Source organism: Streptomyces sp. PKA51 (assembly GCF_057552455.1).
The window spans coordinates 24,930-42,043 of the sequence record NZ_BAAJPZ010000015.1; the positions used below are offsets into that span (position 1 = coordinate 24,930).

Genomic DNA, 17,114 nt, shown 5'->3' on the forward strand with positions numbered 1-17,114 from the left:
GGACGACGGGGGCATGGACACGGCGGGACAGGTCGGCGTCCTGACGTCCCGTCCGAAGCGGAATACGGCGATCATCCTAACCATCATGGTGACCCCCTGTCCGATCTTCGTCACGCATTCCCGAACAACCTTGCGTATCTCTTGATCGCTTCCGGTCATGCTTGATCACCTGCCCGGTCGGCGGTCCTGGCGCCCGCTCCCCGGAGCGTTGCGGATACGGTGGTGGCATGCGCCGACGCGGGGCGCACGCCACCACCGGGCGCGCCGCGGCGTACCCGCGTACGGGAAGTTCGCGGGGCCAGCAGATCGGGAAGAAAGTTGTGAGCAGGTTGTTGGTGCAGGTCAGCGCGGTAGTCCGGAGCATGGGGCAGTCGTAATGCACATCGTGATCATGGGGTGCGGGCGGGTGGGCTCGGCCCTCGCGCAGACCCTCGAACAGCAGGGCCACACGGTGGCGGTCATCGACCAGGACCCGACGGCGTTCCGCCGCCTGGGCTCGGGGTTCGGCGGCCGCCGCGTGACCGGTGTCGGCTTCGACCAGGACACCCTGCGCGAGGCGGGCATCGAGGAGGCGGGCGCCTTCGCCGCCGTCAGCAGCGGTGACAACTCCAACATCATCGCCGCCCGGGTGGCCCGCGAGATGTTCGGCGTGGAGAACGTGGCCGCCCGCATCTACGACCCGCGCCGTGCCGAGGTCTACCAGCGGCTCGGCATCCCGACCGTGGCGACCGTCCGCTGGACGGCGGACCAGATGCTGCGCCGGCTGCTGCCCTCGGGCGCGGAGCCGCTGTGGCGCGACCCGAGCGGCGGCGTGCAGCTGGCCGAGGTGCCGGTGTCCGAGGCATGGGTGGGGCACAAGGTCAGCAAGCTCCAGGAGGAGACCGGCGTGCGGGTGGCGTTCCTCACCCGCCTGGGCGAGGCGATGCTGCCGGTGTCGGCCACGGTGCTGCAGGAAGGCGATCTGGTGCACGCGATGATGCGCACCGACGAGGTGGAGAAGGTCGAGGCGGCCTTCGCTGCCGGTCCCGAGGAGGCTCACTGATGCGGGTAGCCATTGCCGGCGCGGGAGCCGTCGGTCGCTCGATCGCGGGCGAGCTGCTGGAGAACGGGCACGAGGTGCTGCTCATCGACAAGGCCCCCTCGGCCATCTCGGTGGAGCGGGTGCCGCTGGCGGAGTGGCTGCTGGCCGACGCCTGCGAGATCACCTCGCTGGACGAGGCCGCGCTGCAGCGCTGCAACGTGGTGATCGCCGCCACCGGTGACGACAAGGTCAACCTGGTCGTCTCGCTGCTGGCCAAGACGGAGTACGGCGTGCCGCGCGTCGTGGCCCGGGTGAACAACCCGAAGAACGAGTGGCTCTTCAACGAGTCCTGGGGCGTGGACGTCGCCGTCTCGACCCCGCGCCTGATGTCGGCCCTGGTCGAGGAGGCCGTGAGCGTCGGCGATCTGGTGCGCCTGCTGCGCTTCAGCCAGGGCGACGCCAACCTCGTGGAGCTGACCCTGGCCCCGGAGGCCGCGCTGGCCGGCACCCGCGTCGGGGACGTCGACTGGCCGGAGGACACCGCCCTGGTGACCATCATCCGCGGCAACCGCGTCCTGACCCCCAACAAGGAGGACGTGCTGGAGGCCGGTGACGAGCTGCTGTTCGTGGCGGCCCCGGCGCGCGAGGAGCAGCTGGAGGACCTGCTGTCGGTGCGCCGCGAGGAGGCGACGGGCTGACGCGGGAGCGCGTACGGCGAGGGCCCCGGGACGTGTTCGTCCCGGGGCCCTCTTCGTGTACGTCCGGCCGGCCTCAGCCCGCCTCGGCCTGTGCCTCGCGCTCGGCGCGCTCGGCGGCCTCCATCTCGGCGAAGACGTCGATGGGCGGCGGCGCCTTCGACAGGAAGATCCAGGTCAGGTAGACCGAGAGCAGCATCGGCGGAATGCCGAGCGCCACCTTCACCCAGCCGAGCTGGGTGGCGTCTCCCCACCAGTACAGGGGGAAGAGGATCGCCGACTTGGCGAGCAGGATCAGCCCCCAGGCCCAGCTGGCCTTGGTGTAGGCGACCTTGCGGCCGGGGTTGCGGGTCCGCCAGGAGAGGTTCTCCTTGAAGATCGGGCCCAGGATGAGGCCCATCAGCGGGTACCCGGCGAGGGAGGAGACGATGTAGGCGATCGCCAGGCCCAGGGTGTAGAGCATCCCCGGCAGGTAGAAGTTCTTGGCGTCGCCGGACATCATCGCGAAGACCGCGCCGAAGGCGACCCCGAAGACGCCGCTGAAGGCGTGCTTGAGGGTGTCGCGGCCCACCAGCCGGGCGATGCCCAGCACCAGGGAGAGGCCGAGGGCGGCGATGGCGGCGATGTGGATGTCGCGCTTGACGGTGTAGAGCGCGACGAAGACCAGGCCCGGGACGGTGGTCTCCACCATGCCCCGCACGCCGCCGAACGCCTCGAACAGCGCGGCTTCCGTGGCCGCCCGGGAGTCCGTCCCGTGCGGGTGCTGCGAGGCTTGCTGGTCCGTCATCTTGTCGATGGACGACAACGGCTACTCCTGTCCGAGCGGTCGGAGTTCGTATCGGGGGTTGAACAGCACCCGCCGGCCGCGGCTCATGGAGACCCGGCCGGAGGCGATCAGCTTACGGCCGGGCTCGATGCCCGCGATGGAGCGGCGGCCCAGCCATACGACGTCGATCGCGCCCGAACCGTCGAACAGCTCGGCCTCGAGCGCGGGGACCCCGGCCCGCGGACGCAGGGTGACGGTCCGCAGCGTGCCGGTGACCTTGACTATGTCCCGGTCGTCGCAGTCGCATATGCGCGCGCAGCCGGTGGCCTCCGTGTCCTGCTGCAGCTCGGCGTGGTGCAGCTCCTCCTGCGAGGTGGAAAGCCGGTCGAGCATCCGGCGGAAACGGCCGGTCGGCTTGTCGGAACGGGGTTCGGCACTCATGCCCCCAGCGTAGCGGGGCACGCGTGCCCCCGGAGCAGCGGCGACGGCCCGTACCGCACGGTGACGGCCCCCGCCGTCATACCTCGAAGCGGTAGCCCATTCCCGGCTCGGTGACGAAGTGCTTGGGGTGCGAGGGGTCCTGTTCCAGCTTGCGGCGCAGCTGGGCCATGTAGACCCGCAGGTAGTTCGTCTCCGTGCCGTAGGAGGGGCCCCAGACCTCCTGCAGCAGCTGCTTCTGGCTCACGAGACGCCCCGTATTGCGTACCAGTACCTCCAGCAGGTGCCATTCCGTCGGGGTGAGGCGGACGTCGGTGCCGCCGCGGTTGACCTTCTTCGCCGCGAGGTCGACCGTGAAGGCCGCCGTCTCGACGATCGCGTCGTCGCCCGCGGCCGAGGCGCCCACCGGCTCGGCCCGGCGCACGGCGGCGCGCAGCCGGGCCAGCAGCTCGTCCATCCCGAAGGGCTTGGTGACGTAGTCGTCGGCGCCCGCGTCGAGCGCCTCGACCTTCTCGTCGGAGGTCTGGCGGGCGGAGAGCACCAGGATCGGCACCCGGGTCCAGCCGCGCAGGCCCTTGATGACCTCGACGCCGTCCATGTCGGGCAGGCCGAGGTCGAGGATGACGACGTCGGGGTGGCGCGCGGCGGCGAGCTGGAGTGCGGTGGCGCCGTCGGGCGCGGCGTCGACCTCGTACTTCCGCGCCTTGAGGTTGATCACGAGGGCGCGGACGATCTGCGGCTCGTCGTCGACCACGAGCACCCGGTTCATGCGGCATCCACCTCTGCTGTTCGGTTCTGTCTGCTGTGTGCGTACGGCCCGTACGCCGCGCCGGCGCTCACGTGGTGACCTGGGCGGGCAGGTCCGGCCGGACGGGCGGGCGGCCGGCGGCGGCGCACAGGGTCAGGACCATGGTCATGCCGCCGCCGGGGGTGTCCTCGGCCGTCAGGGTGCCGCCCATGGCCTCGGCGAAGCCGCGGGCGACGGCGAGGCCCAGGCCCACGCCGGCACCGCGCGGGGCGTCGCCGTAGCGCTGGAAGGGCTCGAAGATGCGGTCCTTGGCGCTGTCGGGCACGCCGGGGCCGCGGTCGGCGACGCGCACCTCGACGCGCTCGCCCAGGGCGCTGGCGGAGACCAGGACCGGAGTGCCGCCGGGGCTGTACTTGACCGCGTTCTCGACGATGTTGGCCACGCTGCGCTCCAGCAGGCCGGGGTCGACGGCGACCATGGGCAGCGACTCGGGGATGTCGAGGTCGACGCTGCCCTCGGGCACGCCGCCCAGCGCCATGGGGACGACCTCGTCGAGGTCGATCTCCCTGATCAGCGGGGTGACCGTGCCGGTCTGCAGGCGGGACATGTCGAGGAGGTTGCCGACGAGGTGGTCGAGGCGGTCGGCGCCGTCCTCGATGCCGGCGAGCAGCTCGGCCTCGTCCTCGGGCGACCAGGCGACGTCGTCGGAGCGCAGGGAGGTCACGGCCGCCTTGATGCCGGCGAGCGGGGTGCGCAGGTCGTGGCTGACGGCGGCCAGCAGAGCGGTGCGGATGCGGTTGCCCTCGGCGAGCCGGCGGGCCTGCTCGGCCCGGTCGACGAGCCGCTGCCGGTCCAGGACGACGGCCGCCTGGGCGGCGAAGGCAGCCAGGACGCGCCGGTCCTCGGCGGGCAGCACGCGGCCCGAGAGGGCCAGGGCGAGGTTGTCGCTCACGGGCATGTCGACGTCGGCGTCCTCGGGCCGCAGCAGCTGTTTGCCGTCGCCGGTGACGACGCTGCCCACGCACGTCCACGGCTCGACCTCGCTGGCGCGCTCCAGGAGGGCGACGGACTCCATGGCGAAGGTCTCGCGGACCCGCTCCAGCAGGGCGTCCAGGCTGGTCTCGCCGCGCAGGACGCTGCCGGCGAGGAAGGAGAGGATCTCCGACTCGGCCCGGAGCCTGGCGGCCTGGTGGGTGCGGCGGGCGGCGAGGTCGACCACGGAGGCCACGGACACGGCCACGACGACGAAGATCGTGATCGCGATGATGTTCTTCGGGTCCGTGATCGTCCACTGGTGCAGCGGCTCGACGAAGTAGTAGTTGAGCAGCAGGGAGCCGAAGGCCGCCGAGGCCAGGGCCGGCAGCAGGCCGCCCAGCAGGGCCGCCGCCACCGTCGCGCACAGGAACAGCAGCATGTCGTTGGCGAGCCCGAGGTCCGCCGGGATGACCTGCGTGAGCAGCAGGGTGAGCAGCGTCGGCATCCCCACGCCGACCAGCCAGCCGGCGAGGATGCGGCCGCGGCCGAGGCGGGCGCCGCGGGCCACGGGCAGGCCGCGGCCCTTGGCGACCTCGTCGTGGGTGACGATGTGCACGTCGAGGTCGGGGCCGGAGTCGCGGGCGACGGTCGCGCCCACGCCGGGGCCGAAGATGTACTGCCAGGCCTTGCGGCGGCTGGAACCGAGCACGATCTGGGTGGCGTTGACCCCGCGCGCGAACTCCAGCAGCGAGGCCGGCACGTCGTCCCCTATGACGTGGTGGAACGTGCCGCCCAGGTCCTCCACGAGCGTCCGCTGGACGGCCAGCTCCTTGGGGGAGGCCGAGGTCAGGCCGTCGCTGCGGGCGATGTAGACCGCGAGGATCTCGCTGCCGGAGCCCTTGGCGGCCATGCGGGCCGCGCGGCGGATGAGGGTGCGGCCCTCGGGGCCGCCGGTCAGGCCCACGACGATGCGCTCGCGGGCGTGCCAGATGCGCGAGACGTCGTGCTCGGTGCGGTACTGCCGCAGGTACTCGTCGACCCGGTCGGCCGTCCACAGCAGGGCCAGTTCGCGCAGGGCGGTCAGGTTGCCGGGGCGGAAGTAGTTGGAGAGGGCGGCGTCGACCTTGTCGGGCTGGTAGATGTTGCCGTGCGCCATGCGGCGGCGCAGCGCCTGCGGCGACATGTCGACCAGCTCTATCTGGTCCGCGCGGCGCACCACCTCGTCGGGGACGGTCTCGCGCTGGCGCACGCCCGTTATCGACTCGACGACGTCGCCGAGCGACTCCAGGTGCTGGATGTTGACGGTCGAGACGACGTCGATGCCGGCCTGCAGCAGCTCCTCGACGTCCTGCCAGCGCTTGGTGTTGCGGGAGCCGGGGACGTTGGTGTGGGCCAGCTCGTCGACCAGGGCGACGGCCGGGCGGCGGGCCAGGATCGCGTCGACGTCCATCTCGGTGAAGGACGACTCGCGGTAGGTGATCTCGCGTCTGGGCACCTGCTCCAGGCCGTGCAGCATGACCTCGGTGCGGGGGCGGCCGTGGTGCTCCACGAAGCCGACGACCACGTCGGTGCCCCGCTCCACCCTGCGGTGCGCCTCCGAGAGCATCGCGTACGTCTTGCCGACGCCCGGTGCCGCCCCGAGATAGATGCGAAGGTTGCCGCGTCCCATGGCCCCATTGTCTTTCACGTGTCGCGACGGTGTTCGCTTCGCCGCATACCGTCGACCTTACGGCCAACGTTCGGGACATTTCGGACGTCGGCCACCTCGGGGGCAGGTATTGACGCAGCTCTGACGCCCACGGCGGGGGGAAGGAAACTCGGATGCGGGGTCCGGGCGCACGGCGGCACAATGACGCCGCCGCCACCGCCGACGCGAGGGGACCGCCGCCATGCCGACCCGCATACGCTCCGCGCACACCTCCGACCTCACGGCCCCCGAGCTCGCCGCCGTCCGCTCGCTGATGGACACGGCCTTCGACGACTTCACCGACGACGACTGGGACCACACCCTCGGCGGCATGCACGCCCTCGTCCTCGACGACGACGGGGCCGTCCTCGCCCACGGCGCCCTGGTGCAGCGCCGGCTCCTGCACGGCGGCCGGGCGCTGCGCACCGGGTACGTCGAGGGGGTGGCCGTCCGGGCCGACCGGCGCCGCCGGGGCCACGCCTCGGCCGTGATGGCCACGCTGGAGCGGGTGCTGCGCGACGGCGCGTACGAGCTGGGCGCGCTCGGCGCCGCGGACGAGGCCGTGCCGCTCTACACGGGCCGCGGCTGGCAGCCCTGGCAGGGCCCGCTGTCCGTACTTGCCCCGACGGGCCCGTACCGCATGCCGGAGGAGGCCGGCGGCATCTTCGTGCTGCCGGTCAACGGCACCCGCGTCGACACCGCCGGGGAGCTCATGTGCGACTGGCGCCCGGGCGACGTGTGGTGAGACCCGCACCGCGGGTCCCCTACGGGGCGCACCGCTTCCGGTGCAGCGTCCCGTAGGGGCGCGGGGAACTGCGCGACAAGCCACGACATGCCCGCGGACCGGCACGGCAGGGCCGCCGGGCGGCCTCAACGACTCCGCGGTCCCGGGCGTTTGCCGAAGACGACCGTCGCGCCACGTTCCTCGCACGTGGCCACGCTCGGCTCCAGGCCGCCGGCCGTGAAGAGGGCGGCGGTCAGGGCGGCCTGCCGTGCGCCGGTCTCGACCAGCAGGTGGCCGCCCGGGGCGAGCCACTCGCGGGCGGCGGCCGCGACGCGGCGCTGGACGGCCAGCCCGTCGCTGCCGCCGTCGAGCGCCACCAGCGGTTCGTGGTCGCGGGCCTCGGAGGGCAGCAGGGCGATCTCGCCGGAGGGGACGTAGGGGGCGTTGGCGATCAGTACGTCGACGCGGCCGCGCAGGGAGTCGGGCAGCGGGGCGTACAGGTCGCCCTCGTGGACCCGGCCGCCGAAGGGGGCGAGGTTGCGGCGGGCGCAGCGCACCGCGGCCGGGTCGATGTCGGCGGCGTGCAGTTCGATGCCGCCGACGGCGGCGGCGACGGCCGCGCCGAGTGCGCCCGTGCCGCAGCACAGGTCGAGGACGACGGAGCCGGGTGCGGCCAGGGCCGTGGCGCGGGCCGCGAGGAACTCCGTACGGCGGCGCGGGACGAAGACGCCGGCGTCGACGGCCATGCGCAGGCCGTGGAATTCGGCCCAGCCGAGGACGTGTTCGAGGGGCAGTCCGGCAGCTCGCCGTCCGGCCATGGCCTCGGCGTCGGCCGGGGTGCGGGCGGTGGAGAGGATCAGGGCGGCCTCGTCCTCGGCGAAGACGCAGCCGGCGGCGCGGAGCCTGGTGATGAGGGGGTGGGACATGAAAGAGCCTTTCGGGGGACCGAAGGGCGCTCTCTCTTACGTCACCTGGACGTGGTCGCGGGTGAGAGCGCCCAGCCTGCCGCAGCGGTAATGGGTCTCACCTCCTGATGTCGTCGTGGCCCGGCAAGATCACGGATCTCGCCGGGCCACGACTTTACCCCACGGATGCGGGGGCTCAGCGCCTCAGTTCGCGCAGGGCAACGTTGAGTTCGAGGACGTTGACGTGCTCCTCGCCCATGAAGCCGAGCAGGCGCCCCTGGACGTGGTCCTCCACGAGCTCGGCGACCTTCGCCTCGGGCAGGTGGTTGGCCTTGGCGACGCGCTGCGCCTGCAGCCGGGCGTAGGCCGGGGAGATGTCGGGGTCCACGCCGGAGGCGGAGGCGGTCAGGGCGTCGACGGGGACGTCGGCGGGCGCGACGCCGTTGAAGGCGGCGACGTCGGCGCGCCGCTTGGTGACGTTGTCGAGCAGCACCTTGCTGTCGGCGGCGAGGTTGGAGGCGCCGGAGACCAGGAGCTTGACCTGCGTGTTCTCGGTGTTGGGGCCGGCCGCCGAGGGGCGTCCCTGGAAGAACTTCGGGTCGGGCAGGGGGTTGCCGTCCTTGTCCTTCGTATCGAGGTCGTAGCTCTGGCCGAGCAGCCGGGAGCCGACCGACTTGCCGTCGGTCTTGATCTCCGAGCCGTTGGCCTTGTCGTTGAAGGCGGCCTGGGCGATGCCGGTGACGACCAGCGGGTAGATCACGCCGCAGACCAGCGTGAGGACGAGCAGGGCGCGCAGCCCCGCGCCGACCAGGCGGGCCGTGGTGCGTACGGAGTTGTTCATGACGTCACCCGATGCCAGGGATGAGGGAGATGAGCAGGTCGATGATCTTGATGCCGATGAACGGGGAGATCAGGCCGCCCAGTCCGTAGATCAAGAGGTTGCGGCGGAGCATGGCGTCGGCGCTCATCGGGCGGTAGCGCACGCCCTTCAGGGCGAGCGGCACCAGCGCGATGATGATCAGCGCATTGAAGACGACGGCCGACAGGATCGCCGACTGCGGCGAGTGCAGGCTCATGATGTTGAGCTTGTCGAGGCCGGGGTAGGCGACGGCGAACATCGCCGGGATGATGGCGAAGTACTTGGCGACATCGTTGGCGATCGAGAAGGTCGTCAGGGCGCCGCGCGTGATGAGCAGCTGCTTGCCGATCTCGACGATCTCGATGAGCTTGGTGGGGTCGGAGTCCAGGTCCACCATGTTCCCGGCCTCCTTGGCGGCCGAGGTGCCGGTGTTCATGGCCACGCCCACGTCCGCCTGGGCCAGGGCCGGGGCGTCGTTGGTGCCGTCACCGGTCATGGCGACGAGCTTCCCGCCGGACTGCTCGCGCTTGATGAGCGCCATCTTGTCCTCGGGGGTGGCCTCGGCGAGGAAGTCGTCGACGCCGGCCTCCTCGGCGATGGCCTTGGCCGTCAGCGGGTTGTCACCCGTGATCATGACGGTCTTGATGCCCATGGCGCGCAGCTCGTCGAACCGCTCGCGCATGCCCTCCTTGACGACGTCCTTGAGGTGGACGACGCCCAGGACGCGGGCGCCCTTGTCGTCCTCGACGGCGACCAGCAGCGGGGTGCCGCCGGCCTGGGAGATCTCGTCGGTGAGCGTACGGGCGTCCCCGGCGACGCGGCCGCCGCGCTCCTCGACCCAGGCGATGACCGAACCGGTCGCGCCCTTGCGGACCTTGCGGCCGTCGACGTCCACGCCCGACATGCGGGTCTGGGCGGTGAAGGGCACCCACTCGGCACCCACCAGCTCGCCCTCGTGGCGCTCGCGCAGGCCGTACTTCTCCTTGGCCAGGACGACGACCGAGCGGCCCTCGGGCGTCTCGTCGGCCAGCGAGGACAACTGGGCGGCGTCGGCGACCTCGGCGGCCGTCGTGCCCTTGACGGGCACGAACTCCGCGGCGCGGCGGTTGCCGTAGGTGATGGTGCCGGTCTTGTCGAGCAGCAGGGTGGAGACGTCGCCCGCGGCCTCGACCGCGCGACCGGACATGGCCAGCACGTTGCGCTGGACGAGCCGGTCCATGCCGGCGATGCCGATCGCGGAGAGCAGCGCGCCGATGGTGGTCGGGATGAGGCAGACCAGCAGCGCCGCCAGCACGATCATCGTCTGCTCGGCCTTCGCGTAGATGGCGAAGGGCTGCAGGGTGAGGACGGCCAGCAGGAAGACGATGGTGAGCGAGGCCAGCAGGATGTTGAGGGCGATCTCGTTCGGCGTCTTCTGCCGGGCGGCGCCCTCGACCAGGTTGATCATCCGGTCGATGAAGGTCTCGCCCGGCTTCGTCGTGATCTTGACGACGATGCGGTCGGAGAGCACCTTCGTACCGCCGGTGACGGCCGAGCGGTCGCCGCCGGACTCGCGGATGACCGGCGCGGACTCGCCCGTGATGGCGGACTCGTCGACGGAGGCCACGCCCTCGACGACGTCGCCGTCGCCGGGGATGACGTCACCGGCCTCGCAGATCACCAGGTCACCGACGCGCAGCTCGGTGCCGGGCACGGACTCCTCCGAGCCGCCGGCGGTCAGCCGGCGGGCGACGGTGTCGGTCTTGGCCTTGCGCAGGGTGTCGGCCTGGGCCTTGCCGCGGCCCTCGGCGACGGCCTCGGCGAGGTTGGCGAAGATCGCGGTCAGCCACAGCCAGACGGTGATGGCCCAGCCGAACCAGTCGCCGGGGTGGGCGATCGCCAGGCCGGTGGTGACGACCGAGCCGACCTCGACCACGAACATCACGGGGGACTTGACCATCACCCGCGGGTCGAGCTTGCGGAAGGCGTCGGGCAGGGACGTCATCAGCTGCGCGGGGTCGAACAGGCCGGAGGGGACCCGGCCGGGCTCGTGGCCGCCGCCGTGCCCGGCGGCCGGGCCGGAGTCCTCGGTGGCGGTACGGACAGGGGTGGTGGTGCTCATGAAAGTCCCTCCGCCATCGGGCCAAGGGCCAGGGCCGGGAAGTAGGTGAGGCCGGTGATGATGAGGATCGCGCCGACGAGCAGGCCGGCGAAGAGCGGCTTCTCGGTGCGCAGGGTGCCCGCGGTCTCGGGGACGGGCTGCTGCTCGGCCAGCGAACCGGCGAGCGCCAGGACGAAGACCATCGGCAGGAAGCGGCCGAGCAGCATGGCCAGGCCGATGGTGGTGTTGTACCAGGGGGTGTTGGCGTTCAGGCCGGCGAAGGCGGAGCCGTTGTTGTTGGCGCCGGAGGTGAAGGCGTAGAGCACCTCGGAGAAGCCGTGGGCGCCGCTGCCGTCCACCGAGTTGCCGGCGGTGTTGAGGATCGACTCCGGCGGCGAGGACAGGGCCATCGACAGCGCGGTGAAGCCGAGCACCAGGGTCGGGGTGATCAGGATGTAGCAGGCGGCGAGCTTGATCTCGCGGGTGCCGATCTTCTTGCCCAGGTACTCGGGCGTGCGGCCGACCATCAGGCCGGCGATGAAGACCGCGATGACGGCCATGACGAGCATGCCGTACAGACCGGAGCCCACGCCGCCGGGGGCGATCTCGCCGAGCATCATGCCCAGCAGGGTGATGCCGCCGCCGAGGCCGGTGAAGGAGGAGTGGAAGGAGTCCACGGCGCCGGTGGAGGTGAGCGTCGTGGTGGTGGCGAAGATCGCGGAGGCGCCGACGCCGAAGCGCTGCTCCTTGCCCTCCATGGCCCCGCCGGCCGCCTGCAGCGCCGCGCCGTGGTGGGCGTACTCGGTCCACATCATCAGCGCCGTGAAGCCGAGCCAGATCAGGCCCATGGTGGCCAGGATCGCGTAGCCCTGCCTGACGTTGCCGACGAGCTTGCCGAAGGTGCGCGTCAGCGCGAAGGGGATGACGAGGATCAGGAAGATCTCGAAGAGGTTGGTGAAGGCGTTGGGGTTCTCGAAGGGGTGGGCGGAGTTGGCGTTGAAATAGCCGCCGCCGTTGGTGCCGAGTTCCTTGATGACCTCCTGCGACGCCACGGCGCCGCCGTTCACCTGCTGGGTGCCGCCCGTCAGCTGCCCGATCTCGTGGATGCCGGAGAAATTCTGGATGGCACCGCAGGCGACGAGGATCAGCGCGCCGACGACGGACAGCGGCAGGAGAATGCGGACGGTGCCGCGCACCAGGTCGGCCCAGAAATTGCCGAGGTCACCGGTGCGCGAGCGGGCGAATCCCCGCACGAGGGCGACGGCGACGGCCATGCCGACGGCGGCGGAGACGAAGTTCTGCACGGCCAGGCCGAGCGTCTGCACCGCGTGGCCCATGGCCTGCTCGCCGGAGTACGACTGCCAGTTGGTGTTGGCGACGAACGACGCGGCGGTGTTGAAGGCCTGGTCCGGACTGATGGCGTGGAAGCCGAGCGAGAGCGACTTCGGCAAGGCGCCCTGGAGGCGCTGGAGCAGGTAGAGGAAGAGGACGCTGACGAACGAGAAGGCGAGGACGCCGCGCAGATAGGCCGGCCACCGCATTGCGGCATTGGGGTCGGCGCCTATGAGGCGGTAGATCCACTTCTCGGAGCGCAGGTGTTTGCCGGAGCTGTAGACCGCGGCCATGTAGTCGCCGAGCGGGCGGTGGACCAGGGCGAGTGCGGCGATCAGGGCGGTGAGCTGGAGGACTCCGGAGAGAACGGGGCTCATGGGTGTGCTCAGAACCTCTCCGGGAAAACGAGGGCGAGGATCAGGTAGCCCAGCAGGGCGACGGCCACGACCAGGCCGACAAGGTTCTCGACGGTCACAGCTTCGTCACCCCCTTGGCGACGAGAGCCACGAGTGCGAAGACCGCGATCGTGGTGACGACGAAGGCCACGTCGGCCATCGTGTGCTCCTAGAGAGGGTTCGACAGGATCGGACCTCTAGAGGAAACATCCACTACCGGCGCGTACGACCGCTGTTGACGCCTCCCTTACGGCCATTAGCGCGCCTTTGACGCGATCCATACGCGGCCGCGGAAGACCTGCACAAAGACGACCGGGCCGGAACCCGCAGTGCGGATTCCGGCCCGGTGAAACACTCGATTCCGGCCGCCGGAAAGGCGGCCCTGCTATCTGTGTGTCAGCGCACCTCGGAGATTTCCGGGCCCCGCTCCAGGCGGTCCACGCCGCCCGCGAAACGGGAGCCGGACGGCTCCTGCTGGAGCCCCTCGGCGACCATCTGGGCGTCCTCGGGCAGCTTCAGGACGATCGGGTCGCGCGGCGCCATCGGGCCCTGCCCGCGCACCACGACGGTGTCCCGGAAGATCTGCTCCAGCAGCCCCGCGGTCTGCGGCTGCACCGCGCCCTGGCCGGAGATGACGCCGCGCAGGAACCAGCGCGGACCGTCACAGCCGACGAAGCGCACGAGCTGCACGCCCTGGGTGCCGTCCGGCAGCGCCACGGGCACCTGGGCCCGCAGCTCCCAGCCGAGGGGGCCCTCGACCTCGTCCACGACACCGCCCTGCTGGGTGATGCCGGCCGCGATCTCCTCGCGCACCTCGGGCCAGATGCCCTCGCGCTTGGGAGCGGCGAACGCCTGGAGCTGGACGGCGCTGTCGCGCAGCACCACCGTCGCGGCGACGATGGCGTCACCGGCGACCTCGACGCGCAGCTCCATGCCCTCGACGCCGGGCACGAACAGCCCGCCCAGGTCGACCCGGCCGTCGGCCGGGTCCCGCACCTCGGAGACGTCCCACGGCCCGTCGGGGCGGGGGCCCGGCTCCAGCCGGACCCGCATCTCGCTGCCCTGCGCGGCTTCGCCCGCCAGGGGGTCCTCAGCCGAATTTTCGGAGGTCACGTCGTCGAGGCGATCCGGCCCGACAACGTCCTCGCTGCGCTTGCGGCGACGACCGAACACGTCACTGTCCTTCCCGGTCGCAGGCGACCGAAGCGAATCCATTCCCCACGGCAGCGTGGCCACCGGTGGACCCGAAGCCCCCTTCGCCCCGTGCCGAGCCGGGAAGCTCCGCCACCTCGTGGAAGCGGACCTTCTCGACCTGCTGGACAACCAACTGGGCGATCCGGTCGAACCTCTCGAACCGGACGCTCTCGCGCGGGTCCAGATTGACCACAATCACCTTGATCTCTCCACGGTACCCGGCATCGATGGTGCCCGGGGCGTTGACCATGGAGACCCCGCAGCGGGCCGCCAGGCCCGAGCGGGGGTGCACGAACGCCGCGTAACCGTCGGGCAGCGCGATCGCGACACCCGTGGGCAGCACGGCCCGCTCGCCGGGCGCCAGCACCGCGGCCTCGGTGGTGACCAGGTCCAGGCCCGCGTCACCGGGGTGCCCGTACGAGGGGAGGGGCACCTCGGGATCCACACGATTGATGAGGACGTCGACGGGCTGCCGGCTCACGGGTTCACCTCGAAGGCTCGTGCCACCTTCACCTGATCCGGGTCGGCGAGGGCGGCCTGGATCTCCTGCTTGCGGCCGTTGGCGATGAAGTGGTCGACCTTGACCTCGACGAACACCGCGTCCGCCTGCACCGCGACCGGGCCGTCGGGGCCACCGATGCGGCCGGTGGCCGTGCAGTAGATCTTGCGGCCGTGCACCGCCAGCGCCTCGGCCTGCAGGTGCAGCACGGTGTCCACCGGCACGGGACGCACGAAGTCCGTCTCCAGGCGGCCGGTCACCGCGATCACGCGCAGCAGCCAGCCCAGCGACCCCAGCGTCTCGTCCAGGGCCGTGGCCAGCACCCCGCCGTGCGCGAGGCCCGGAGCGCCCTGGTGGGCCTCCCTGACCCGGAACTCGGCGGTGACGCTCACGCCCTCGCCGGCCCGCGTCTGCAGGTGCAGCCCGTGCGGCTGGCCGCCGCCGCAGCCGAAGCAGTGTTCGTAGTGCGACCCGATGATCTCTCCGGGCGCGGGGGCTTCGGGGTGCCGCACCGGGGGGACCGCGTCCCCCGGCGGTGTCAGCGCTGTCGTTCGTCCACTCACAGGGGCTGACCTTACCCGCGCGGACGGCACCCGGTCCCGTCCGTGCCAAGCTTGTGCACATGCAGCCTTACGAAGAACGCCTGACCGCCCCCCGCTCCTGGTGGTTCGTCGCGGTCCTCGCCGGGATCGCCATGGGGGTGATCCTGCTGCCGCTGGGGCCCCTGCCCATGCTCGGCGGGCTGGTCGGCGGCGGGGCGCTCGCGGCCGCGGCGGTGAGCTCGTACGGCTCGGTGCGCATCCGCGTGGTGGGCGACTCCCTCGTCGCGGGTGACGCCCGCATCCCGCTGACGGCCCTGGGCACGCCCGAGGTGCTCGACGCCGAGGAGGCGCGCGCCTGGCGCACCCACAAGGCCGACGTGCGCGCCTTCATGCTGCTGCGCGGCTACGTGCCCACGGCCCTGCGCGTGGAGGTCACCGACCCGGCCGACCCCACGCCGTACCTGTACCTGTCCACCCGCTCCCCCGAGCGCCTGGCCGCCGCCCTGACGACCGCCACCGCGGCGTGAGGAGAGCGTGAGGAGCGAAGCCGGCCCAGGGCCTGTCCGGGGCCCCGTAGGGGCGCGGGGAACTGCGCGATCGACCACCGACGGCCCGCAGTCGACGCACCACCTTGGGGATCCGGGCGAAGCACGGCACCTCATCTGCGGGCGCGCCGTGGCTCGTCGCGCCCACGCGGCGGCAGCCGCACATCGACGACGCACCGTGCCCCTACGGGGCGCCGTGATACCGCGTGACGCAGGTCCGCAGGACAGGCCCTAGGCCAGCCCCAGGCCCTCCTCGGGCAGGTCGCCCCAGGGCACCTGCCGACCGCGCAGGTCCGTGCGGATCTTCTCGGCGAGCTTCTTGGTGTCCCTGCGGTTCATCATCGCGCCCACCGCCGCACCGATCATGAACGGGGCGAGGTTGGGCAGGTTGCGGAAGGAGCGCTTGAGGACCCGCTGGCGCAGCTCGCGCCGCAGCTGGCCGCCGAGCGCGGCATTGACGGTCAAGGGGGACGTGACGTCGATGCCGCGCTCGTCGGCCCAGGCCCCGAGATAGGCCAGGGTGCGCTGGCGGGCGGTGCCGGGGGCCCGCACCCCGTAGACCTCGTGCAGCTCGGCGATGAGCTTGTACTCCACGGCGGCCACGCCGATGATCTCCGCCGCGAGCTCGGCGGGCATGGCGGGCGGTACGGGCAGCATGGCCGCCGCCCCGACACCCGCACCGACGGTGGAGGTGCCGTGGACGGCACCGGCCACCAGTTTGTCCGCGAGCTCCTCGGGCCCGAGCCCGGGGAACTGCGCGCGCAGGGTCGCGAGGTCCCGCACCGGGATGCGCGGCGCGTTCGCGACGATCAGGTCGGCGACGGCGCCCATGCCCGCCCGCACGCCCCGGCCGCTCTTCCTGAGCTGCACCACCGCGCCACGGCGCGCGGCGGCCGCGAGCGCGGCCGAGCGGCTCCGCTCGACCTCCTCCGGGGCACCGGGCGCCGCCGGGCCGCCGGAGGGCTCCCCGGCGGCCCCCAGGGCCGCTGTGGGCTGCCGGGAGGAGCGCTTGCGGAACGGGATCGAGCCTGCCATCGCAGACCGCCGTCTCACTCGCAGTCGCGGCAGATCGGCTGCCCGTTCTTCTCCCGGGCCAGCTGGCTGCGGTGGTGCACGAGGAAGCAGCTCATGCAGGTGAACTCGTCGGCCTGCTTGGGCAGGACCCGGACGGCCAGCTCCTCGTTGGACAGGTCGGCACCGGGCAGTTCCATGCCCTCGGCAGCCTCGAAGTCGTCGACGTCGACGCTGGAGGCGGACTTGTCGTTCCGCCGGGCCTTCAGTTCTTCGAGGCTGTCACTGTCGACGTCCTCGTCGGTCTTGCGTGGGGTGTCGTAATCCGTTGCCATGTCGCTCTCCCCCTCTGGGTGTCTGCGGTATCTCCAGCGCACGTAACGCGTGGGAGGCCGGACTTGTGCCCGACCCGAGGCGGAGATTTTGCCTCACATCAAGGTCTGTTACTCAATCGACACCCAACCGCACACCTGAAGAGGTGATCGGGACGGGTGGCGATCCGGACCGTACACCGTCCGGAAGCCGTTCCCGGCAACGCCATTTCGTGTACTTCCCGTGATCAGGACCCCCGGAAACCCCCATTTTCCCGGTGTCGGGCCCTGGGGGGCCACTACGGAGAGTAGATGGCCGGAAGTCCGCGCATGTGACGGATCACACACGGCCGGGGTGCCGCCGGAAGCGGAATTTTCCGCCCAAAG

18 protein-coding genes are annotated in these 17,114 nt (G+C 71.6%); 4 read left to right on the forward strand and 14 right to left on the reverse strand.

The annotated features are described in order from the left end of the window. Positions 1-376: 376 nt before the first annotated feature. Both AC27L3_RS21475 and AC27L3_RS21480 read left to right on the forward strand, forming a co-directional pair. Positions 377-1,042: a potassium channel family protein gene (locus tag AC27L3_RS21475; RefSeq protein ID WP_487235681.1), complete on the forward strand. Its 666-nt coding sequence runs from the start codon at positions 377-379 to the stop codon at positions 1,040-1,042. Next, positions 1,042-1,719: a potassium channel family protein gene (locus tag AC27L3_RS21480; protein WP_487235682.1), complete on the forward strand. Its 678-nt coding sequence runs from the start codon at positions 1,042-1,044 to the stop codon at positions 1,717-1,719. Before AC27L3_RS21475 ends, AC27L3_RS21480 begins: the two co-directional genes overlap by 1 nt. 73 nt (positions 1,720-1,792) lie before the next feature. Here the strand turns inward: AC27L3_RS21480 and AC27L3_RS21485 are convergent, their stop codons facing one another. The 4 genes from AC27L3_RS21485 to AC27L3_RS21500 form a co-directional block, all read right to left on the reverse strand. Then, positions 1,793-2,521 carry a DUF3159 domain-containing protein gene (locus AC27L3_RS21485; RefSeq protein WP_487235683.1) on the reverse strand — a complete coding sequence of 243 codons (729 nt, stop codon included), beginning with the start codon at positions 2,519-2,521 and terminating at the stop codon, positions 1,793-1,795. Positions 2,522-2,524: 3 nt separating this feature from the next. Beyond that, the gene (locus tag AC27L3_RS21490) at positions 2,525-2,923 is read right to left on the reverse strand and encodes an OB-fold nucleic acid binding domain-containing protein (RefSeq protein WP_487235684.1); all 399 of its coding nucleotides are present in this window, start codon (positions 2,921-2,923) and stop codon (positions 2,525-2,527) included. A gap of 76 nt (positions 2,924-2,999) precedes the next feature. Next, the gene (locus AC27L3_RS21495; protein ID WP_487235685.1) at positions 3,000-3,689 is read right to left on the reverse strand and encodes a response regulator; all 690 of its coding nucleotides are present in this window, start codon (positions 3,687-3,689) and stop codon (positions 3,000-3,002) included. A gap of 67 nt (positions 3,690-3,756) precedes the next feature. After that, positions 3,757-6,312 (reverse strand): DUF4118 domain-containing protein, encoded by a 2,556-nt coding sequence (locus AC27L3_RS21500; RefSeq protein WP_487235686.1) that lies wholly within the window; start codon positions 6,310-6,312, stop codon positions 3,757-3,759. 220 nt (positions 6,313-6,532) lie between these two features. On the opposite strand from AC27L3_RS21500, the gene AC27L3_RS21505 reads away from it, so the two are divergent. After that, positions 6,533-7,075, forward strand: a complete 543-nt coding sequence (locus AC27L3_RS21505) for a GNAT family N-acetyltransferase (RefSeq protein WP_487235687.1) — start codon at positions 6,533-6,535, stop codon at positions 7,073-7,075. Positions 7,076-7,200: 125 nt separating this feature from the next. Here the strand turns inward: AC27L3_RS21505 and AC27L3_RS21510 are convergent, their stop codons facing one another. The 8 genes from AC27L3_RS21510 to AC27L3_RS21545 all read right to left on the reverse strand — a co-directional run bounded on the left by AC27L3_RS21510 (position 7,201) and on the right by AC27L3_RS21545 (position 14,881). Further along, entirely contained in the window at positions 7,201-7,980 is a 780-nt protein-coding gene (locus AC27L3_RS21510) for a putative protein N(5)-glutamine methyltransferase (RefSeq protein WP_487235688.1), read from the reverse strand. Positions 7,981-8,155: 175 nt separating this feature from the next. Beyond that, complete coding sequence (gene kdpC, locus AC27L3_RS21515) at positions 8,156-8,800, reverse strand: potassium-transporting ATPase subunit KdpC (protein WP_487235689.1); 645 nt, start codon at positions 8,798-8,800, stop codon at positions 8,156-8,158. 4 nt (positions 8,801-8,804) lie between these two features. Continuing rightward, positions 8,805-10,919, reverse strand: coding sequence for a potassium-transporting ATPase subunit KdpB (gene kdpB, locus AC27L3_RS21520; RefSeq protein ID WP_487235690.1), 2,115 nt, complete (start codon positions 10,917-10,919; stop codon positions 8,805-8,807). Continuing rightward, complete coding sequence (gene kdpA, locus AC27L3_RS21525; protein WP_487235691.1) at positions 10,916-12,607, reverse strand: potassium-transporting ATPase subunit KdpA; 1,692 nt, start codon at positions 12,605-12,607, stop codon at positions 10,916-10,918. The genes kdpB and kdpA overlap by 4 nt, the downstream gene beginning before the upstream one ends. A gap of 8 nt (positions 12,608-12,615) precedes the next feature. Beyond that, entirely contained in the window at positions 12,616-12,705 is a 90-nt protein-coding gene (gene kdpF / locus AC27L3_RS21530; RefSeq protein WP_217241610.1) for a K(+)-transporting ATPase subunit F, read from the reverse strand. A gap of 316 nt (positions 12,706-13,021) precedes the next feature. Beyond that, a complete protein-coding gene (locus tag AC27L3_RS21535; RefSeq protein ID WP_487235692.1) occupies positions 13,022-13,798 on the reverse strand; it encodes a DUF3710 domain-containing protein in 777 nt (258 codons plus the stop codon). Position 13,799: 1 nt separating this feature from the next. Then, complete coding sequence (gene dut / locus AC27L3_RS21540; RefSeq protein WP_365969972.1) at positions 13,800-14,300, reverse strand: dUTP diphosphatase; 501 nt, start codon at positions 14,298-14,300, stop codon at positions 13,800-13,802. Next, complete coding sequence (locus AC27L3_RS21545; RefSeq protein WP_487235693.1) at positions 14,297-14,881, reverse strand: PaaI family thioesterase; 585 nt, start codon at positions 14,879-14,881, stop codon at positions 14,297-14,299. The genes dut and AC27L3_RS21545 overlap by 4 nt, the downstream gene beginning before the upstream one ends. Before the next feature lie 59 nt (positions 14,882-14,940). Here AC27L3_RS21545 and AC27L3_RS21550 point away from each other — a divergent pair, with 59 nt between their 5' ends. Then, positions 14,941-15,387, forward strand: coding sequence for a DUF3093 domain-containing protein (locus AC27L3_RS21550; RefSeq protein ID WP_487235694.1), 447 nt, complete (start codon positions 14,941-14,943; stop codon positions 15,385-15,387). Positions 15,388-15,636: 249 nt separating this feature from the next. Here AC27L3_RS21550 and AC27L3_RS21555 read toward each other — a convergent pair whose 3' ends face one another. Then, positions 15,637-16,440 carry a hypothetical protein gene (locus tag AC27L3_RS21555; protein WP_487235695.1) on the reverse strand — a complete coding sequence of 268 codons (804 nt, stop codon included), beginning with the start codon at positions 16,438-16,440 and terminating at the stop codon, positions 15,637-15,639. A gap of 14 nt (positions 16,441-16,454) precedes the next feature. Beyond that, positions 16,455-16,751: a DUF4193 domain-containing protein gene (locus tag AC27L3_RS21560; RefSeq protein ID WP_344433868.1), complete on the reverse strand. Its 297-nt coding sequence runs from the start codon at positions 16,749-16,751 to the stop codon at positions 16,455-16,457. Positions 16,752-17,114: the final 363 nt, after the last annotated feature.

Bases quoted from the DNA above. Each gene is read 5' to 3' on its own strand.
- AC27L3_RS21475 (WP_487235681.1), top strand. From the start codon at position 377: ATGCACATCGTGATCATGGGGTGCGGGCGGGTGGGCTCGGCCCTCGCG.
- AC27L3_RS21480 (WP_487235682.1), top strand. From the start codon at position 1,042: ATGCGGGTAGCCATTGCCGGCGCGGGAGCCGTCGGTCGCTCGATCGCG.
- AC27L3_RS21490 (WP_487235684.1), bottom strand. From the start codon at position 2,923: ATGAGTGCCGAACCCCGTTCCGACAAGCCGACCGGCCGTTTCCGCCGG.
- AC27L3_RS21495 (WP_487235685.1), bottom strand. From the start codon at position 3,689: ATGAACCGGGTGCTCGTGGTCGACGACGAGCCGCAGATCGTCCGCGCC.
- AC27L3_RS21500 (WP_487235686.1), bottom strand. From the start codon at position 6,312: ATGGGACGCGGCAACCTTCGCATCTATCTCGGGGCGGCACCGGGCGTC.
- AC27L3_RS21505 (WP_487235687.1), top strand. From the start codon at position 6,533: ATGCCGACCCGCATACGCTCCGCGCACACCTCCGACCTCACGGCCCCC.
- AC27L3_RS21510 (WP_487235688.1), bottom strand. From the start codon at position 7,980: ATGTCCCACCCCCTCATCACCAGGCTCCGCGCCGCCGGCTGCGTCTTC.
- kdpC (WP_487235689.1), bottom strand. From the start codon at position 8,800: ATGAACAACTCCGTACGCACCACGGCCCGCCTGGTCGGCGCGGGGCTG.
- kdpB (WP_487235690.1), bottom strand. From the start codon at position 10,919: ATGAGCACCACCACCCCTGTCCGTACCGCCACCGAGGACTCCGGCCCG.
- kdpA (WP_487235691.1), bottom strand. From the start codon at position 12,607: ATGAGCCCCGTTCTCTCCGGAGTCCTCCAGCTCACCGCCCTGATCGCC.
- AC27L3_RS21550 (WP_487235694.1), top strand. From the start codon at position 14,941: ATGCAGCCTTACGAAGAACGCCTGACCGCCCCCCGCTCCTGGTGGTTC.
- AC27L3_RS21555 (WP_487235695.1), bottom strand. From the start codon at position 16,440: ATGGCAGGCTCGATCCCGTTCCGCAAGCGCTCCTCCCGGCAGCCCACA.
- AC27L3_RS21560 (WP_344433868.1), bottom strand. From the start codon at position 16,751: ATGGCAACGGATTACGACACCCCACGCAAGACCGACGAGGACGTCGAC.